This is a genomic window from Kitasatospora sp. NPDC002040, from assembly GCF_040296785.1.
Lineage (GTDB): Bacteria > Actinomycetota > Actinomycetes > Streptomycetales > Streptomycetaceae > Kitasatospora.
Map to the genome: position 1 here is coordinate 14167 of NZ_JBEOXV010000015.1, position 17587 is coordinate 31753.

The window sequence follows — 17587 nt, forward strand, 5'->3', positions numbered from 1 at the left end:
GCTAGACCCGCTGCTCCTGGTGGCTGTCCGCGACGAAGGCCCGCCAGAGCCGGGCGTACGCGCCGTCCTCGGCCAGCAGCCCCTCGTGCGTACCGTCCTCGACCACCCGGCCGTGGTCCAGCACGACGACCCGGTCGGCCCGCTCGGCGGTGGTCAGGCGGTGGGCGATCACCAGCGTGGTGCGGCCGCCGCTGATCCGGTCGGCCGCGCGGTTGACCGCGGCCTCGGTGGCCAGGTCGAGCGCGGCGGTCGCCTCGTCCAGCAACAGCACGTCCGGATCGACCAGTTCGGCCCGGGCCAGCGCGATCAGCTGGCGCTGGCCGGCCGACAGGTTGCGGCCGCGACCTGTGACCCGGTGCGCGTAGCCGCCGCTCAGCCGGACGATCATCTCGTGCGCGCCGACCGCCCGGGCCGCCGCCTCCACCTCGGCGTCGTCCGCCTCCGGCCGCCCGTACGCGATCGCGTCGCGCACCGTGCCCGCGAACAGGTACGCCTCCTGCGGGACCACGCCGAGCCGGTGCCGGTACTCGGCCAGGTCGTACGCGGCGATGTCGGTGCCGTCGATCCGGACGCTGCCGCCGGTCGCGTCGTAGAACCGCGCCACCAGCTTGACCAGCGTCGACTTCCCCGCGCCGGTCTCGCCGACCAGGGCCACGGTCTGCCCGGCCGGGATGTGCAGGTTGATGCCGGTCAGCACGTCCGACTGCCCGTCACCACCGGCGAGATAGGCGAAGCTGACGTCCTCGAAGGTGATCTCGCCGCGCAGCTTCTTCACCGGCACCGGGTGCTCGGCGTCCGGGGTGCTGGTCGGTGTCCGGAGCAGCTCGCGGATCCGCCCGAGGCCGACGGCGGCCTGCTGGTAGCCGTCGAAGATCTGCGAGAGCTGGTTCACCGGCGCGAAGAACAGGTCGATGTAGAGCAGGTAGGCGACCAGCGCACCGATCGTCAGGGTGCCCGCCTCGACCCGGCCCGCACCGGCGATCAGCACCAGCGCGGCGGCGGCGCTGGACAGGAACTGGACGAACGGGAAGTACAGCGAGATGTACCACTGCGCCTTGACCCGGGAGTGCCGGTAGGCCAGGCCGCTGGCCACGAAGCGGTCGGTGTTGACGTTCTGCCGGCGGAACGCCTGGACGATCCGCATGCCCGCGACGTTCTCCTGCAGCTCGGCGTTGACCGTGCTGATCAGGTCCCGGGAGATCTGGTACTGGGTGCTGGACTTGCGGCGGAACACCAGGGTCGCGACCGCCAGCACCGGCAGCACGGCGAACACCATCACGGCCAGGCCCGCGTCGATCACCAGCAGCGCGCCGAAGATGCCGAAGAAGGTGAACAGGCTGACCACGGCGGTGACCACCCCGGTCTGCAGGAAGCTCGACACCGAGTCGACGTCGGTGGTCATCCGGGTCATGATCCGGCCGGAGAGCTCGCGCTCGTAGTAGTCCAGGCCGAGCCGGTTGAGGTGGGCGAAGATCTTCAACCGCAGGGTGTAGAGCACCCGTTCACCGGTCCGGCCGCTGACCCTGGCCTCGGCGGTCTGCACCGCCCAGTCGAGCAGCACGACGGCGAGGGCGAGCAGCGAGGCGGTCGCCACACCGGCCATCGCGGCCTTGCTGACACCGTCGTCGATGCCGTGCCGGATCAGGATCGGCAGGGTCAGCCCGGCGGCCGCGTCCAGCGCGACCAGCAGCAGGGCGACGGCGAGCGGGGCCCGGAACGGGGCGAGCAGGCGGCGCAGGCTGAAGTCCGGGTCACCGGCCTCGGCCCGCTCGACCGGAATGGCCGGGGTGTCGGTGGCGGGCCGCAGGGCGGCGACCGCTGCGAGCAGCTCGGGGTCGACGGTGCTCGCCGCCTCGGGCTCCTGCTCGGGGGTCTGCTCCGGCTCGGCCGGCTCGACCGCCCCGTCCGGGGCGAGCAGCGCGTCCGGGTCGCTGATCAGGGCGCGGTACTGCGGACATCGGGCGTCGAGTTCCTCGTGCGTACCGAGGTCGACCAGTCGGCCCCGGTCCAGCACCGCGATCCGGTCGGCGAGTTGGAGGGTGGAGCGGCGGTGCGCGATCAGCAGGGTGGTCCGGCCGGCCATCACGCCGCGCAGGGCCTGGTGGATCTCGGCCTCGACCTGCGGGTCGACCGCCGAGGTCGCGTCGTCGAGCAGCAGGATCCGCGGGTCGCTCAGGATCGCCCGGGCCAGCGCGATCCGCTGGCGCTGGCCGCCGGAGAGGGTGAGGCCCTGCTCGCCGACCTTGGTGGCGTAGCCGTCCGGGAGTTCGCGGATGAAGCCGTCCGCCTGGGCGGCCCGGGCCGCGGCCTCGATCTCGGCCTCGGTGGCGTCGGGGCGGCCGTAGGCGATGTTGCTGCCGACGGTGTCGGAGAACAGGAAGCTCTCCTCCGGGACGATGCCGACGGTGGCCCGGATCGAATCGAGCGTCAGCTCCCGGACGTCGTGGCCGTAGAGGCGGACCGCGCCGCCGGTGGCGTCGTAGAAGCGCGGGATGAGCTGGGCGACGGTCGACTTGCCCGAACCCGAGCCGCCGACCAGGGCCAGTGTCTCGCCCTCGGCCAGCCGGAAGCCGAGGCCGTGCAGGACCGGGGCCGCCTCGCCGTACGCGAAGTCGACCCGGTCGAACTCGATCGCGGGAGCCTGCCCGATGCTCTGTGCCGCTGTGGTGAGGTCGAGCGCGTCCGAGCGCTCCTGCACCTTCGGGCGCTGGTCGACGAGTTGGAGCACCCGCTCGACCCCGGCCCTGGCCTGCTGGCCGACCGTGATCACCATGGTGAGCATCCGGACCGGGCCGGTGAGCTGGGCCAGGTAGGTGGAGAAGGCGACGAAGGTGCCCAGGGTGACCTCGCCCCGGACGGCCAGCCAGCCGCCGAGGGCCAGCACCGCGACCTGGCCGAGGGCGGGGATGGCCTGCATCGCCGGGTTGTAGACGCTGTTCAGCCGGATCGAGCGGAGCCGGGCCCCGAACAGCTCGCGCGAGGCGCGCTCCAGCTTGGCCCGCTCCTGGGCCTCCTGGCCGAAGCCCTTCACCACCCGGACGCCGCCGACCGCGCCGTCCACCACTCCGGCGACGGCGGCCGCCTCCTGCTGGGCCGCCCAGGTCGCGGGGAACAGCCGCTTCCGGCTGAGGGTGGCGAACCACCAGAGGGCGGGGCCCATCACCAGGGCGACCAGGGTGAGCGGCACCGAGAGCCAGAGCATGACCAGCACGGACATGCCGAACATGAGGACGTTGCCGGTCATCATCGGCAGCATCGACAGCAGGCCGACGATGAGCTGGAGGTCCGAGGTCGCGCGGCCGACCACCTGGCCGGTGTCCAGCCGGTCCTGCCGGTCGCCGTCCAGCCGGGTGAGCGAGCGGAACAGGTCGCTGCGCATGTCGTGCTGGACGTCCACCGCCAGCTGGCCGCCGTAGTAGCGGCGGATCTGGGTGCAGACGAAGACCAGGGCGGCGGCCACCAGCAGCGCGGCCGCCCACGGGGTGAGCGACCGGGTGTGGGTGGTGATCACGTCGTCGATGATCACCTTGGTGATCAGCGGGACGGCGGCGGTGACCGCCATGCCGACCAGTGAGGCGCCGAAGGCGAGCAGCACGTTGCGCCGGTGCCGCCAGCTGTAGCCGACCAGCCGGCGGAGCCAACCCTGCTCGACTGTGGTTCCGTGAGTCTCAGGCATATTTAGGGATACTAACCATTTCATCGTCCGCCCCCGTCGCTTTTCGGCGGGCACGCATCGGACCGAACAGCGCTCCGGCCGTGCTGCTTCCCGCCCGACCAGGATGGACCGTCGACCCGCTCGACCGGACCGGGCGAACGAACCCGGTCGGACCCGCCGTTGGTCCTAGGGCTGCGGCGGTGCTCGGCTTGGTCTCGGCGAGCACCGCCGCAGTGCGTCCTAGGTCCTAGGCGCCGCCGGTGCGGCTGGCCTGGCCGGGGACGGCGGCTCCGGCCTTGCGGGCGTGCAGGACGGCGGCCTCCAGCGGGAGCCGGGCGGTGTCCACCAGGACCAGGCCCGCGTCGGCGAGGAGCCGGGCGTAGTGGTCGCCCCGGCGTTCGCGGCCGCCGACGTTGCAGCGCATGTGCAGGTCCCAGGCGACGGCGAGGGAGGGCGAGTCGTCGTCGGGGAGGACCCGCTCCAGCACCAGCAGGTCGGCGTGGTCGGGCATCGCGCGGGCGCAGTGCCGCAGGATCTCCCGGCACCGGTCGTCGTCCCAGTCGTGCAGGATCCGGGAGAGCAGGTAGACGTCCCCGCCCGCCGGGACGTCGGCGAAGTCACCCGCCACGTACGTGCACCGGTCGCCGTGGCCTGCCGCATCCAGGGCCCGGCGGGCGGCCTCGACGGCCTGCGGGCGTTCGAGCAGCACCCCCTTCAGTCCGGCGTGAGCGCCGAGCAGGCGGCGCAGGAGCTCCCCGTTCCCGCCCGCGATGTCGACCACCGTGCCGGGGGTGGACGCGCGGGCCGCCGCCGTGACGACGGGGTGGGCGGCGAGCGGGTCGAACATCTGCGAGCTCGCGGCCATCGAGTCGTCGAAGAGCGCCGCGAGTTCGGGGTCGCGGGCGAAGTGGTCGAAGTGGTTCTCGCCGTGCAGGTGGTCGAAGGCGACCTCGCCCGTCCGGACCGTGTGCCCGAGGGCGGCGAACGACCGGTAGAACGGACCGCCGTACATCAGGGCGAGCGAGCGCATCGAAGCCGGGACGCCGGTGCGCAGCAGCGCGCCGATCTCGGTCAGCCGGTAGCCGTTCCCGTCGGCCGCCACCACGTCGAGCATCGCGAGGTAGCGCAGCAGTGAGCCCAGGGTGTCCGGGTCGGCGCCGACCGTCCGGGCCAGGGCCGGTACGCCGGACCCGGCCCGGGTGTCGAGGGCGTCGGGCAGCCGGAGTTCGGCGAAGACGGCCAGGGCCTGGGTGGTCCACGCCCCGGTCAGCAGGCGCAGGAGCGTTTCCGCAGGTCGACCGGCCCGGTACCGGGCCAGATGGGCGGCGAGGACGTCGGGGTGCTCGCCGGGGACGTAGAGCTCCAGCCTCCGGTACCCGGTCTTGGAGCCGGCCGGCGCCGTGTAGTAGAGGACGGTGCCGTCCTCGTGCGGGTTGTAACCGCCCCCGTCGGCGGCCGCGCCGTGCCGGGTCAGCAGCGCGCACAGGCCGCGCAGCAGCAGGGGATCGGGCTGGGCGACCTCCAGTGCGAGATGGGCCTCGTGGTCGTGGAGGCGCTCGTGCCCGGCCAGCGCGGTGAGGTCCGAACCGGGCGGGACGGGCAGCGCGAACACCTCGACCGTACGGCCCGTCCCGGCCACCCGGGGGCGGAGGATCCGCACGTCCAGCTCCGCCGGGTCGCGCCCGTGACGGGCCGCCAGGCGGTCCCGGACCACCACGCTGGGGCACGTCGTGGTGTCGGGGGGCAGTCCGGCGTCGGCCAGGAGCGCGCGCTGTGCCTCCGGGGAGGACGGGAAGACCAGCAGTGCCGCGTGGGAGAAGCGGCAGCCGTCCACCAGCGCGGCCAGTTCGAGCGGGTCGAGCCCGGGGAGCAGGAGCGGCAGCAGGGTGGCGGTGTCCTGCTGCCGGACGAAGTCGACCGTCTCGGTCAACCGGTCCAGGTCGGTCGGACAGGTGGTGGTGGCGGTCATGCTGACGTGTCCTCGATTTCTTGGGCGGGGCACCACTTCTGCGGTGGGCGCCGTGACCGGGGCGAGCTGCCGGATCCGGGCATGGGGGTGCCACGGGACCGGCATTGCGGGGTGAAACGGTTCTCCGGAAGGGTTCAGACGCCTAAGGCGCCTCAGACACCGACGTAGTGCTCGGCGAACCAGTCCTGGTGGCTGCGCGAGCTGCGCAACGAGTCCAGGCGCGAGCGGCGCAGGGCATCGTGGAACGGCGCTCCGGCCTCGTCGCCGGGCGCGGCGTGCAGGAGGCGGACCATCCAGTGCGAGAACTCCTGCGCACGCCAGATGTACCGCAGGCACCGCTCCGAGTAGGTGGCGAGCCCCCCGGCCTCGCCGTGCAGCAGGTCCGCGACCAGGGCCTCGGCCAGCAGCTCCGCCTCCAGGACGGCGAGGTTGGCCCCCTTGGCCGCGGCCGGGCAGAGCAGGCTCGCGGCGTCGCCGGCGAGGAAGAGCGAGCCGTGGCGCAGTGGTTCGATCACGTCGGACTCGAAGTCGACCAGGGTGCGCTGGACGATCGGGCCGTGGTGCAGCGGACCGTGCTCGGCGGCCCGCATCCGCAGCTCCAACTCGCGCCAGATCCGGGCTTCGGACCAGTCCTCGGGCGAACCGCCGCGCCCGGTCTGGAGGTAGTAGCGGGTGACCGAGGAGGTCCGCGCCATGTGCCCGGCGAAGCCGTTGGGGTGGACGGCGTAGCCGACCGCGTCCAGGCTCGGCGGCGCCTCGGCGAGCAGACCGAGCCAGGAGACGCCGTGGTCGTACCGGTGGTGCCGGAAGGCACCCGGCGGGAGCGAGCGGCGGGCCGCACCGTGTCGTCCGTCGCAGCCGGCCACGTACCGGGCCTGCCAGGTCTCCGGCGGCCCGTCGGCCCGACGGGCGGTGACCCGGGGGCGGCTGGTCCGGGTGTCGAGGACGGCCAGCGCTTCGACGCCGAAACGTACCTGCCCGCCGTTCTGCTGGAAGTGCGCCAGCAGGTCGCCCACCAGTAAGTGCTGCGGGTAGACCGTGTGCCGCTCGCCCCGGCCGCGAGCACCGTAGTCGAGGCGGAAGCTCCCGTCCTCGGTCCGGAACTCGCAGGCCGCGTGCTCCCGGCCGTGGCGGTGCAGGCCCTCGGCGAGGCGGTGCCGGTCCAGCACCCGCACGGTGTTGGGCGCCAGGAAGCCGGCACGGGGACGGGCGGCCAACCGGGCCCGGTCGGCGCGCTCCAGGATCACGCAGTCCACGCCTGCCGCGAGCAGTACGTTGCCCAGCACCAGTCCGGCGGGCCCGGCTCCGAGGATGACCACGTCAGCTTGGTGACCGACGGCTCGTAAGCTCTGACTCTCTGTCATGAAAGTGGATCATAGGCAGTCCCCGGGGCGGCGAGCGGAGAAGTTCACCCGTATGCCGGATCAAGCTGCGGCCCGGGGTCTCGGACACCCCGTGAGCACGGCCTATTCGCCGTCGGCCTGCTGTGCGACGACCTGCTCGACGCCGCCCGCTTCAGTGCCGATCGCCTCGGCAGCGACCTGCTCGGCGACGGCCTGCTCGGCGGCCACGAAGGCACCCTGGGCGAGCCCGCGCAGCAGGGCGGCCATCGCACCCCGGGACAGGCCGGTGCGGTCGGCACTGTGCGGGGTGGAGTTGAGCAGGCCGAAGACGGCGTGCACGGCGGTACGAGCGGTCGACTCGGCGGTCGGCTCGGCCAGACCCGGGTAGGTCTGCCGGACCACCTCGACCCAGAGTTCGAGGTAGGACCGCTGGAGCCGGCGGACCCGGCGCCGGTCCTCCTCCTTGAGGTGCAGCAGCTCGCGGTCGTGCAGGGTGATCAAGTCCCGGTCGTCCAGCGCGAAGTCGACATGCCCGACGATCAGGGCGTCCAGCGCGCCGTTCGGGGCGGTCGCCTCACCCGCTCGGCGGCGGCCCTCCTCCAGGAGTCGCTCGCTGATGCCGATGAGCAGATCGGCGAGCATCGCGTCCTTGCCGGGGAAGTGGCGGTAGAGCGCCGGGCCGCTGATTCCGACGGCCTTGCCGATCTCGTCCACGCCCACGCCGAGGAAGCCGCGCGCGGCGAACAGCCGGGCCGCCTCCTTGCGGATCTGGTCGCGGCGCGGGACTGCGGGGGCTGCGGGGACGTTCGGCATGCCACCCATCGTAGACAGTGGGGTTATCGATGGTTAACCTGAGTCCACGAGTTAACGCTCATTAACCTTGGGCGGATTCGGGTCTCGGGCTACCCGCTCGACGCCCGGCCCGTCCGCTCTCCGAGGGCAAGGGAGCTCTTGGGATGGCCATCTCCACCGTCGGCCCGTTCACCGGTCCGACTGCTGTTCCGCTGTCGGTCGACCCCGCTGCGGCGCCCGCGCCCCGGTTGGAGAGCGCGGCCGACCCCGGCTCGGAGGCGTACCGGGCGAACACCGCCGCGCACCGTGCCCTGGTCGCCGAACTCCGCGAGAAGCTCGCGGCAGCCGCCCTCGGCGGCGGTGCCAAGGCCCGGGCCCGGCACACCGCCCGCGGGAAGCTGCTGCCGCGCGACCGGGTGGACACCCTGCTCGATCCCGGCTCCCCCTTCCTGGAGCTCAGCCCGCTCGCGGCGGACGGCCTCTACGACGGGGCGGCCCCGGCGGCCGGTGTGATCGCCGGGATCGGCCGGGTGGCCGGCCGCGAGGTGGTGGTGGTCGCCAACGACGCCACCGTCAAGGGCGGCACCTACTACCCGATGACGGTCAAGAAGCACCTCCGGGCGCAGGAGGTGGCACTGGAGAACCAGCTGCCCTGCGTCTACCTGGTCGACTCCGGCGGCGCCTTCCTGCCGATGCAGGACGAGGTCTTCCCCGACCGCGACCACTTCGGCCGGATCTTCTACAACCAGGCCAGGCTCTCCGCCGCGGGCATCCCGCAGATCGCGGCCGTGCTCGGCTCCTGCACGGCCGGCGGCGCGTACGTCCCGGCCATGAGCGACCAGGCGGTGATCGTCCGGAACCAGGGCACCATCTTCCTGGGCGGGCCCCCGCTGGTGAAGGCCGCGACCGGTGAGGTGGTCACCGCCGAGGAGCTGGGCGGCGGCGAACTCCACTCCCGCACCTCGGGCGTGACGGACCATCTGGCCGAGGACGACGCGCACGCCCTCGCCATCGTCCGGACCATCGTGTCCGGGCTCGGCGCCCGTCCCGCCAAGCCGTGGCCGCTGGCGCCGGTCGAGCCCCCCGCGGTGGACCCGGCCGGGCTGTACGGCGCGGTGCCGGTGGATCCGCGGACGCCCTACGACGTCCGCGAGGTGATCGCCCGGCTGGTCGACGGCAGCCGGTTCGCCGAGTTCAAGGCCGAGTACGGCACCACCCTGGTCACCGGCTTCGCCCGGATCCACGGCCACCCGGTCGGGATCGTGGCCAACAACGGCGTGCTGTTCGCCGAGTCGGCCATGAAGGGCGCGCACTTCATCGAGCTGTGCGACCAGCGCGGTATCCCCCTCCTCTTCCTGCAGAACATCACCGGCTTCATGGTCGGGCGCCAGTACGAGGCCGGCGGCATCGCCAAGCACGGCGCCAAGATGGTCACCGCGGTGGCCTGCACCCGGGTGCCCAAGCTGACGGTGGTGATCGGCGGCTCGTACGGCGCCGGGAACTACTCGATGTGCGGCCGGGCGTACTCACCCCGATTCCTGTGGATGTGGCCGGGCGCCAAGATCTCGGTGATGGGCGGCGAGCAGGCCGCCTCGGTGCTCGCCACCGTCCGCCGGGACCAGTTCGACGCCCGGGGCGAGGACTGGCCGACGGAGGCCGAGGAGGAGTTCAAGCGGCCCGTCCGGGAGCAGTACGAGCGGCAGGGCAACGCCTACTACGCGACCGCCCGGCTCTGGGACGACGGCGTGATCGACCCGCTGGACACCCGCACCGCGGTCGGCCTCGCGCTCACCGCCTGCGCCAACGCCCCCCTGGCACCGGCCCGGCCGTACGGGGTCTTCCGGATGTGACGTCCCGACGCCCGGCTCCCGGCTCCAGACGTCCGACGTGGCTCTCCGTGCGTCGGGTCCGGCACCGGGACTGACGCCCCGTCCGCTGATCACCGATCAGCCCGCCCTGCTGTTCTCCTGATCTTCCGACTCGGAGGAACACCTCCCATGTTCGACACAGTTCTGGTCGCCAACCGAGGCGAGATCGCGGTCCGGGTGATCAACACCCTCCGCCGTCTCGGCGTGCGCTCGGTCGCGGTGTTCAGCGATGCGGACGCCGACGCGCCGCACACCCGGGCGGCCGACCTGGCCGTCCGGCTCGGCCCGCCCGGGCGCAGCGACAGCTCGGCGGCGGAGACCTACCTCCGCACTGACCTGCTGCTGGACGCCGCCCGCCGCAGCGGGGCCCAGGCCGTCCACCCCGGGTACGGCTTCCTCGCCGAGAACCCGGCCTTCGCCCGGGCCTGCGCCGAGGCCGGCCTGGTCTTCATCGGCCCGCCGCCGGGTGCGGTGGAGCTGATGGGCGACAAGATCAACGCCAAACAGGCGGTCCGGGCGGCCGGGGTGCCGGTGGTCCCCGGCAGTCAGGGCGGATCCCCGACCGATGCCGAACTCACCGCCGCCGCGGCCGAGATCGGCTACCCCGTGCTGCTCAAGCCCTCGGCCGGTGGCGGCGGCAAGGGCATGCGGCTGGTGCACGACCCGGCCGAGCTGGCCGGCGAGCTGGCCGCTGCCCGCCGGGTCGCCCGGACGGCCTTCGGCGACGACACCCTGCTGCTGGAGCGCTGGGTCGACCGCCCCCGGCACATCGAGGTACAGGTCCTGGCCGACGCCCACGGCCGGACGGTGCACCTCGGCGAGCGCGAGTGCAGCCTGCAGCGGCGGCACCAGAAGCTGATCGAAGAGGCACCCTCCGTCCTGCTGAACCCGGAGACCCGGGCGGCGATGGGGCTGGCGGCCGTCCGTGCGGCCGAGGCCTGCGGCTACACCGGAGCCGGGACGGTGGAGTTCATCGTGCCCGGCATCGACCCGGCCGGGCCGACCCCGGCCGGGGTCCTGGACTTCTTCTTCATGGAGATGAACACCCGCCTCCAGGTGGAGCACCCCGTCACCGAGCTCGCCGTCGCCGTCGCCGCGCCCACAGGGACCGACGGCCCGGCCGCCGAGCGGCTCGACCTGGTGGAGTGGCAGCTACGGGTCGCCGCCGGTGAGCAGTTGACGTTCGATCAGTCGGACATCTCCTTCCTGGGCCACGCGATCGAGGCCCGGATCTGCGCCGAGGACCCGGAGCGCGACTTCCTGCCCACCGGTGGACGGATCCTGCTGCTGGACGAGCCGACCGGCGAGGGCATCCGGGTCGACTCCGGCATCCAGGCGGGCTCCGAGGTCGGCAGCCTCTACGACCCGATGCTGGCCAAGGTGATCGCGTACGGGCCGGACCGCCCGACGGCGCTCCGCCGTCTGCGGGCCGCCCTGGCGGAGACCCGGGTGCTCGGTGTCACCACCAACGCCGGCTTCCTCCGGCGGCTGCTCGCCCACCCCGACGTGGTGGCCGGCCGGCTCGACACCGGGTTGGTCGAGCGCACCGTCGAGCACACGCCCGAGGTGCTGGCCTCCCCCCTGCTGCGCGACCGGTCGGAGACCGGCGGCGCAGCCCCGGCCGAGAGCCTGTACTACGCGGCGGCGCTGGCGCGGCAGTTGGGCCTGGCCCCGGCCGCCGCCTCCGACGGCTGGACCGACCCGTTCTCGGTGCCGTCCGGCTGGCGGCTGGGCGGCGGCACCGCCTGGACCACCCACCGGCTGCGGCTCCCGGGGCACGACCCGGTCACCGTCCTGGTCCGACCCGCAGCCGTCGACACCCCGTCGGACAGCGGGCCCGCGTTCGAGATCCAGATCGGCGAGGCCGGCCAACCCCGGCTCGCCCGGGCCGCCCTGACTCCGGGACGGCTGCACCTCACCGTCGACGGCCTGCGGACGACCTTTGCACACACCACTGACAACGGAGCCGGCGGCGGCCTCGGCCCGACCCAGTGGCTCGGTCAGGACGGCGACGCCTGGGCCGTCCACCCGTACGACCCGGTCGTCGACCGGGCCGGTGCGGCGGGCGCCCACAGCGGCGGCCTGACCGCACCGATGCCCGGCACCGTGACCGTCATCAAGGCCGCGCTCGGCGAGCAGGTCCGCCGCGGCCAGGCCCTGTTGGTTCTGGAGGCGATGAAGATGGAGCACGTGATCACCGCCCCGCACGACGGCACCGTCAGCGAGCTGCGGGCCGCCGCCGGGGCGACCGTCGCGATGGACGAACTGCTGGTCGTGGTGGAGCCCGCCGAAGGCACCGACGAGGAGTCCACCGGAGCTGCGTCATGACCGAGTCCGCCGGAACGCCCGCCACCCACGAGCCCGACGCGCTCGAACTGGGCCTGCCCGTCCCCGTACCGGACCCCGGTCTTCCCAGCCGGGTCAGTATCCACGAGGTCGGGCCGCGTGACGGTCTCCAGAACGAGAGTTCACTCGTTCCGGTGACCGTGAAGGCCGAGTTCATCGCCCGGCTCGCCGCCACCGGACTGCGCACGGTGGAGGCCACCAGCTTCGTCCACCCCAAGTGGGTCCCGCAGTTGGCGGACGCCGAGGAGCTGATGCCCCGGCTGACCGAGCTGCCCGGCCGGCACCCGGGGCTGCGGCTACCGGTGCTGGTGCCGAACGAGCGCGGCCTGGACCGCGCGCTCGCCCACCACGCCACCGACATCGCGGTCTTCGCCAGCGCGACCGAGACCTTCGCGCGCCGGAACCTCAACCGCACGGCGGGCGAGGCCCTGGAGATGTTCAAGCCGGTGGTCGAACGGGCCGAGGAGGCCGGCGTGCCGACCCGCGGCTACCTGTCGATGTGCTTCGGCGACCCCTGGGAGGGGCCGGTCCCGATCCCCCAGGTGGTCGGCTTCGGGGTACGGCTGCTGGAGCTCGGCTGCACCGAACTCAGCCTCGGCGACACCATCGGCGTGGCCACTCCCGGCCAGGTCACCGCGCTGCTCCAGGCCTTCGCCCGGGCCGGCGTCCCGATGTCGCGGCTCGCCGTCCACTTCCACGACACCTACGGCCAGGCACTCGCCAACACCCTGGCCGCACTGCGCTCCGGCGTCACCACGGTCGACGCCTCGGCCGGCGGACTGGGCGGCTGTCCCTACGCCAAGAGCGCCACCGGCAACCTGGCCACCGAGGACCTGGTCTGGATGCTGCACGGCCTCGGCATCGAGACCGGCGTCGACCTGCGCGCGCTGGTCACCACCAGTGCCTGGATGGCCGGACAGCTCGGCCGCCCCAGCCCGTCCCGGGCCGTCCAGGCGCTGGCCGGCCGCCCGGCCTGAACCGTCTTCGCCGGGCCACGGGCCCGGCGTCCGCACCACCCTCATCCAGCGGCTCCGCCGCCGCCCCGATCCAGGAGGATCACCATGCTCGATCACCGCTTGGACAGTGAGTACGAGGAACTTCGGCGCACCGTCGAGCAGTTCGCCAACGACGTGGTCGCCCCGAAGATCGGTGACTACTACGAGCAGAACGAGTTCCCGTACGAGATCGTCCGTGAGATGGGGCAGATGGGCCTGTTCGGCCTGCCCTTCCCCGAGGAGTACGGCGGCATGGGCGGCGACTACTTCGCGCTCGGCCTGGCCCTGGAGGAGCTGGCCCGGGTCGACTCCTCGGTCGCGATCACCCTGGAGGCCGCGGTCTCGCTGGGCGCGATGCCGATCTACCGGTTCGGGACGGAGGAGCAGAAGCGGGAGTGGCTGCCGCGGCTGACCTCGGGCGAACTGCTCGGCGCCTTCGGTCTGACCGAGCCGGAGGGCGGTTCGGACGCGGGCGCGACCAGGACCACGGCCCGGTACGACGAGGCCACCGACGAGTGGGTGATCAACGGCACCAAGTGCTTCATCACCAACTCCGGGACCGAGATGACCGGTCTGGTGACGGTGACCGCACTGACCGAACCGATCGCTCGTTCGAGTGAAGACGGCTCCAGTCCCTCGCCAAGCCGGGAAATCTCCTCCATCATCGTGCCCACTGGTACCACTGGTTTCACGGTCTCGAAGAAATACTCCAAGGTCGGGTGGAACGCCTCCGACACCCGAGAGCTCTCCTTCACCGATTGCCGAGTCCCCGCGGCCAACCTGCTCGGCACCCAGGGCCGCGGCTACGCCCAGTTCCTGCGCATCCTCGACGAGGGTCGCATCGCCATCGCAGCCCTGGCCACCGGCCTGGCCCAGGGATGTGTCGACCAGTCAGTCAGCTACGCCGGCACCCGCCGCGCCTTCGGGCGGACGATCGGCGCCAACCAGGTCATCCAGTTCAAGCTCGCCGACATGGAGATGCGCGCACACACCTCCCGCCTGGCCTGGCGGGACGCCGCCTCCCGGCTGCTGCATGCCGAGCCCTTCAAGAAGGAGGCCGCGATCGCCAAGCTGTTCTCCTCCGAGGCCGCCGTCGACAACGCCCGCGAGGCCACCCAGATCCACGGCGGCTACGGCTTCATGAACGAGTTCCCGGTCGCCCGGTTCTGGCGCGACTGCAAGATCCTGGAGATCGGAGAGGGCACCTCCGAGGTCCAGCGGATGCTCATCGCCCGCGAGTTGGGCGTCAACGTCTGACGCCGGGTCGTCGGTCCGGGCGGTGCGCACCGCCCGGACCTGACCATCGGGGAAGCCCCCGGAGTGACCGTCAGCTGCTGCTCACCCCGGTGTCGATCTGGTCGTAGCGGACCTGGGCCAGTTCGAACGCCGTCGGCTGCAGCCGCACCAACCCCGTGTACGGACCGCTCAGTTCCACCACCAGGCTCACGCCGAACGCCACGCACGCTCCCAGGAAGCCCATCAGCACCAGGTTCCGCGCATTGGCGGTGAGCCCGATCACCGGCGGTGTCGCCACCACGAAGACCGCCCCTACGAACAACCCGCCCAGCACGACCTCCGGTACCACCGCCCTGACGTCGGCCAGGCGGGTGTTGCGCCTGGCGTAGGCGTCGGTCAGGTTCCGCATCACGTCGTTCTTGACCGTGACCTCCGCCGACGTACCCACCCGTGCCTCGTCCACCGCCACCCGGACCTGGTCCAGTGCCTGCCAGGCCGCCGTGCTGCCGTGCCCCTTCTCCATCTGTGCCCACTCGTCACCGACCACGTCCTGGGTGTACTCCCGGACCTTCAGCCGCACCACGGCACGGTCCGAGTCCGGGAGCCCCTTGGCCCCCCAGTACACCTCCGTCAGCGCCCGGCTCTCCGCATACGTCTGCTGCCGGGCGGAGTTGAGCTGCTGCCATGCCCCGGCCACGCTGAAGCCCGTGAAGAGGGCGAAGAACCCGAGCACCGTCGCGCCCGCGAAGGCCAGCGCCTGCGGAGAGGTGCTCCCCTCCCGGGAGCGCTGGGTGCGCCCGAAGAGCACCCCGAAGAGCAGCGCCAGCACGGCGCCCATCAGACAGAAAAAGCCGATCGTCCACATCCGCTGCCAGTCTTCCTCCGAACCACCCGTCTCCGGTCGGCGCGGCCGCTCGCCCTGCTCGGTGTCCTGCTCCGCCTGCCTGCCCCGCCCGCCTGCCCCGCCCTCGCCCCCGCCCTCAGGTGACTCAGCCCGACCTGCCCCGTCCCCGGCTGGCGAAAGCCGCCGCCAGCGCACACAGCACCGGGAGCAGCATGGCGAGCAGAAGCACCATCACTTCGTCCAACTCCCACGGAGCGCTGTCGTCCGGGGCCGGCTCGGCGTCCGCGCCCTGCACGTCGGCGGCCAAGGGCTGGCCCGGATCCGCTCCTGCTCCTGCTCCTGCTCCTGACCCCAGGGGCCCGCCCGGCCCCGCAACGCCGCTCCCGGCCCCCGCCCCAGCCCCGGCTCCGCCCGCAGCCGCCACTCCGCCGAGTGCATCGGCGCCCGGGCGGCCGACACCGGATGGTCCCTGCTCACCCACCAACGCTCGGAAAGGACTGCCCAGCCCAGGCGCAGGTCCGACACCGGGGCGGTACGGAACGACCAACCCGCCGACAACCTGAGTTGCCGTCAGACTGTCCGCACTCACAGCGGCCTGACCGCCACCCGCCTGACTACTGCCCGCACCTACACCTGCTCCTGCTCCTGCTCCTGTTCCTGCGCTCGCGCCACCACTGCCGGTTCCCGCCGATGCGCCACCCGCCCCGGCTCCACCGCCCGCTGCCCCGCCCGCCGATCCACCGCCGCCGGAGCCCGTTCCCCCCTGCCCGGCTCCACCACTGCTGCCGCTACTACCACTGCCGCTGTCGCCGCCCTGGCCTCCGCTCTGACCTCCCGACACCCCGTCATATCCACCGGGCGCCTCCGCCGTCAGTCGGCGAGCGGCCAGTTGCCGGCCGTCCTCGCCGACCGCACCGTCGTCCGCGTATCCCTCACCCCGCACAACCCCCGCCTGCGGCCCGGGGAGAGCCGATCCGCTGAGGAGGCACTCGGCCGGCTGTCCCGGCACCAGCTGCCCCTGTGCGGAGAGACCCGTACAGGAGACCGAGCCGACCCCCGGCAGCCCGGACAGCACCTTCATCCCGCCGACCGGAACATCACCCAACGCCTCGACCTGGTAACGGAGTTCGACGGCTCCCACTGCCCGGGCCGCCATCCCCCGCCTGCCCCCGCCCGCCACGCCGGCCCCGGAAGGCCGTCCGACCGCCCGCAGCGCCATCCCCGACGCCACTCCGCGGTATCCGGCCCGGGCCGTCGCCACCGCCTTGGGGAGGCCGTCCGGCGCCGCACCCTCCACCGTCACCAGCGCATCCTGCTGGCCCACTGCCGCCACGAACCTGACGCTGCACTCCACCGTGCCCAACGGCGGCACCACGACCTGTCCGCCCCGACCGCACTGGCCCGACCCACCCGGCACCTGCTGATCGGCGATCACGGCACTCAGTCCGTACTCGGCCCGATTGACGATCCGGTAGCTCCGCATCACCTCTTCGCCCGCCCGCACCCGGACCGCAGTGCCCTCCGTGGCATTGGTACGGACACTCAGGCGCAGCGCGTCCCGCGCCTCCCCGCCGCGCTGGGCCCCGGCAGCCCAGGCGGCCCCACCCGCACCTCCACCTACTCCGACTACGAGCACCACGCACCCGACCACGAGACGGCCGCACCAGCGCCGGAGCGCAGCACGGCCGCAGGGGTCGCCGGTTTCGGCCCGCAGTCGAATGATCACCTTGTCATGCTTGCCCGATTCACCCGTTCATCGAGCACCCTGACGTCCCATCAGCTACCAAGATGACTCGAACAGCCCACCGGGTTTCGACCGGCCCGGCCCGACCGGCCGACCGTGCGAACACGCACCAACGTCCGCCCGATGCCGCCACGGCATCGGTCAGGGAATGACGATGACCGGCCGGTTCGCGCGGCGGGCCAGGCGGCCGGAGACCGAGCCGAAGAGCTTGCCGAGCAGTCCGTGCGTACTGCCGACCACGATCGCGTCGGCGGCGTACTCGCGGCCGACCTCCTCGATCTCGTGGCAGATGTCCCCACCCCGCTCGACCAGGATCCACGGCACGCCGGCGAGGTAGTCCGCACAGGCCAGCTCCAGGCCGAGGAGCTCGGTCCGGTGGTCGGGCATGTCGACGAACACCGGCGGCTCGCAGCCGGCCCAGACCGTGGCGGGCAGCCGGTTCGCCACGTGCACGATGACCAGTCCGCAGTGCGAGCGGCGGGCCATGCCCACCGCGTAGGCGAGCGCCCGCTCGCTGGAGAGGGAGCCGTCGAAGCCGACCACCACACCGTGCTGGAACACCGGGTCGCAGGCGCGTGCGGCCTGCTCCTGGAGTGCGGGTTCGCCGCTCCGCCCCGCTCGGGCGCCGGCGGCTCCCGAGCCCGCCCCCGAGCCGTCCGCGATCATTCCGTCCGTCATCAGGCCCTCCCCCGTCCCCTCACCCCGATGCCCGGCCCGCCGCTGGCGCGGTCGGGGCCAGCCACGACCGACGACCTCGCGGACGAAGACGGCCACCGAACGCCGGGGGCCGGGGAG

At 72.9% G+C, this 17587-nt stretch carries 9 protein-coding genes and 1 pseudogene; 4 read left to right on the plus strand and 6 right to left on the minus strand.

The annotated features are described in order from the left end of the window. Position 1 precedes the first annotated feature (1 nt). The 4 genes from ABT118_RS25975 to ABT118_RS25990 all read right to left on the minus strand — a co-directional run bounded on the left by ABT118_RS25975 (position 2) and on the right by ABT118_RS25990 (position 7780). Positions 2 to 3676 carry an ABC transporter ATP-binding protein gene (locus ABT118_RS25975; RefSeq protein ID WP_350673515.1) on the minus strand — a complete coding sequence of 1225 codons (3675 nt, stop codon included), beginning with the start codon at positions 3674 to 3676 and terminating at the stop codon, positions 2 to 4. Positions 3677 to 3902: 226 nt separating this feature from the next. Further along, positions 3903 to 5624: a methyltransferase gene (locus ABT118_RS25980; RefSeq protein WP_350673519.1), complete on the minus strand. Its 1722-nt coding sequence runs from the start codon at positions 5622 to 5624 to the stop codon at positions 3903 to 3905. A 152-nt stretch (positions 5625 to 5776) separates the two neighbouring features. Further along, a complete protein-coding gene (locus tag ABT118_RS25985) occupies positions 5777 to 6943 on the minus strand; it encodes a 4-hydroxybenzoate 3-monooxygenase (RefSeq protein WP_350673521.1) in 1167 nt (388 codons plus the stop codon). A gap of 147 nt (positions 6944 to 7090) precedes the next feature. Beyond that, entirely contained in the window at positions 7091 to 7780 is a 690-nt protein-coding gene (locus ABT118_RS25990; protein WP_350673523.1) for an SACE_7040 family transcriptional regulator, read from the minus strand. Positions 7781 to 7923: 143 nt separating this feature from the next. Between ABT118_RS25990 and ABT118_RS25995 the strand changes: the two genes are divergently transcribed. The 4 genes from ABT118_RS25995 to ABT118_RS26010 all read left to right on the plus strand — a co-directional run bounded on the left by ABT118_RS25995 (position 7924) and on the right by ABT118_RS26010 (position 14225). Further along, the gene (locus tag ABT118_RS25995; RefSeq protein ID WP_350673527.1) at positions 7924 to 9609 is read left to right on the plus strand and encodes a carboxyl transferase domain-containing protein; all 1686 of its coding nucleotides are present in this window, start codon (positions 7924 to 7926) and stop codon (positions 9607 to 9609) included. A 147-nt stretch (positions 9610 to 9756) separates the two neighbouring features. After that, complete coding sequence (locus ABT118_RS26000; protein ID WP_350673531.1) at positions 9757 to 11955, plus strand: acetyl/propionyl/methylcrotonyl-CoA carboxylase subunit alpha; 2199 nt, start codon at positions 9757 to 9759, stop codon at positions 11953 to 11955. Next, positions 11952 to 12950 carry a hydroxymethylglutaryl-CoA lyase gene (locus ABT118_RS26005; RefSeq protein ID WP_350673535.1) on the plus strand — a complete coding sequence of 333 codons (999 nt, stop codon included), beginning with the start codon at positions 11952 to 11954 and terminating at the stop codon, positions 12948 to 12950. Before ABT118_RS26000 ends, ABT118_RS26005 begins: the two co-directional genes overlap by 4 nt. A gap of 84 nt (positions 12951 to 13034) precedes the next feature. After that, positions 13035 to 14225, plus strand: coding sequence for an acyl-CoA dehydrogenase family protein (locus tag ABT118_RS26010; RefSeq protein ID WP_350673538.1), 1191 nt, complete (start codon positions 13035 to 13037; stop codon positions 14223 to 14225). A 70-nt stretch (positions 14226 to 14295) separates the two neighbouring features. Here the strand turns inward: ABT118_RS26010 and ABT118_RS26015 are convergent, their stop codons facing one another. Next, positions 14296 to 15069 (minus strand): bestrophin-like domain, encoded by a 774-nt coding sequence (locus tag ABT118_RS26015; protein ID WP_350673540.1) that lies wholly within the window; start codon positions 15067 to 15069, stop codon positions 14296 to 14298. Positions 15070 to 16933: 1864 nt separating this feature from the next. After that, positions 16934 to 17365 (minus strand): annotated as a pseudogene (locus tag ABT118_RS26020) (universal stress protein); the annotation flags it as partial. Positions 17366 to 17587: the final 222 nt, after the last annotated feature.

What these genes read in the sequence shown, in the direction of transcription:
- ABT118_RS26010 (WP_350673538.1), top strand. Translation starts at nt 13,035, where the DNA reads ATGCTCGATCACCGCTTGGACAGTGAGTACGAGGAACTTCGGCGCACC.
- ABT118_RS26000 (WP_350673531.1), top strand. Translation starts at nt 9,757, where the DNA reads ATGTTCGACACAGTTCTGGTCGCCAACCGAGGCGAGATCGCGGTCCGG.
- ABT118_RS26005 (WP_350673535.1), top strand. Translation starts at nt 11,952, where the DNA reads ATGACCGAGTCCGCCGGAACGCCCGCCACCCACGAGCCCGACGCGCTC.
- ABT118_RS25980 (WP_350673519.1), bottom strand. Translation starts at nt 5,624, where the DNA reads ATGACCGCCACCACCACCTGTCCGACCGACCTGGACCGGTTGACCGAG.
- ABT118_RS25990 (WP_350673523.1), bottom strand. Translation starts at nt 7,780, where the DNA reads ATGCCGAACGTCCCCGCAGCCCCCGCAGTCCCGCGCCGCGACCAGATC.
- ABT118_RS26015 (WP_350673540.1), bottom strand. Translation starts at nt 15,069, where the DNA reads ATGTGGACGATCGGCTTTTTCTGTCTGATGGGCGCCGTGCTGGCGCTG.
- ABT118_RS25995 (WP_350673527.1), top strand. Translation starts at nt 7,924, where the DNA reads ATGGCCATCTCCACCGTCGGCCCGTTCACCGGTCCGACTGCTGTTCCG.
- ABT118_RS25975 (WP_350673515.1), bottom strand. Translation starts at nt 3,676, where the DNA reads ATGCCTGAGACTCACGGAACCACAGTCGAGCAGGGTTGGCTCCGCCGG.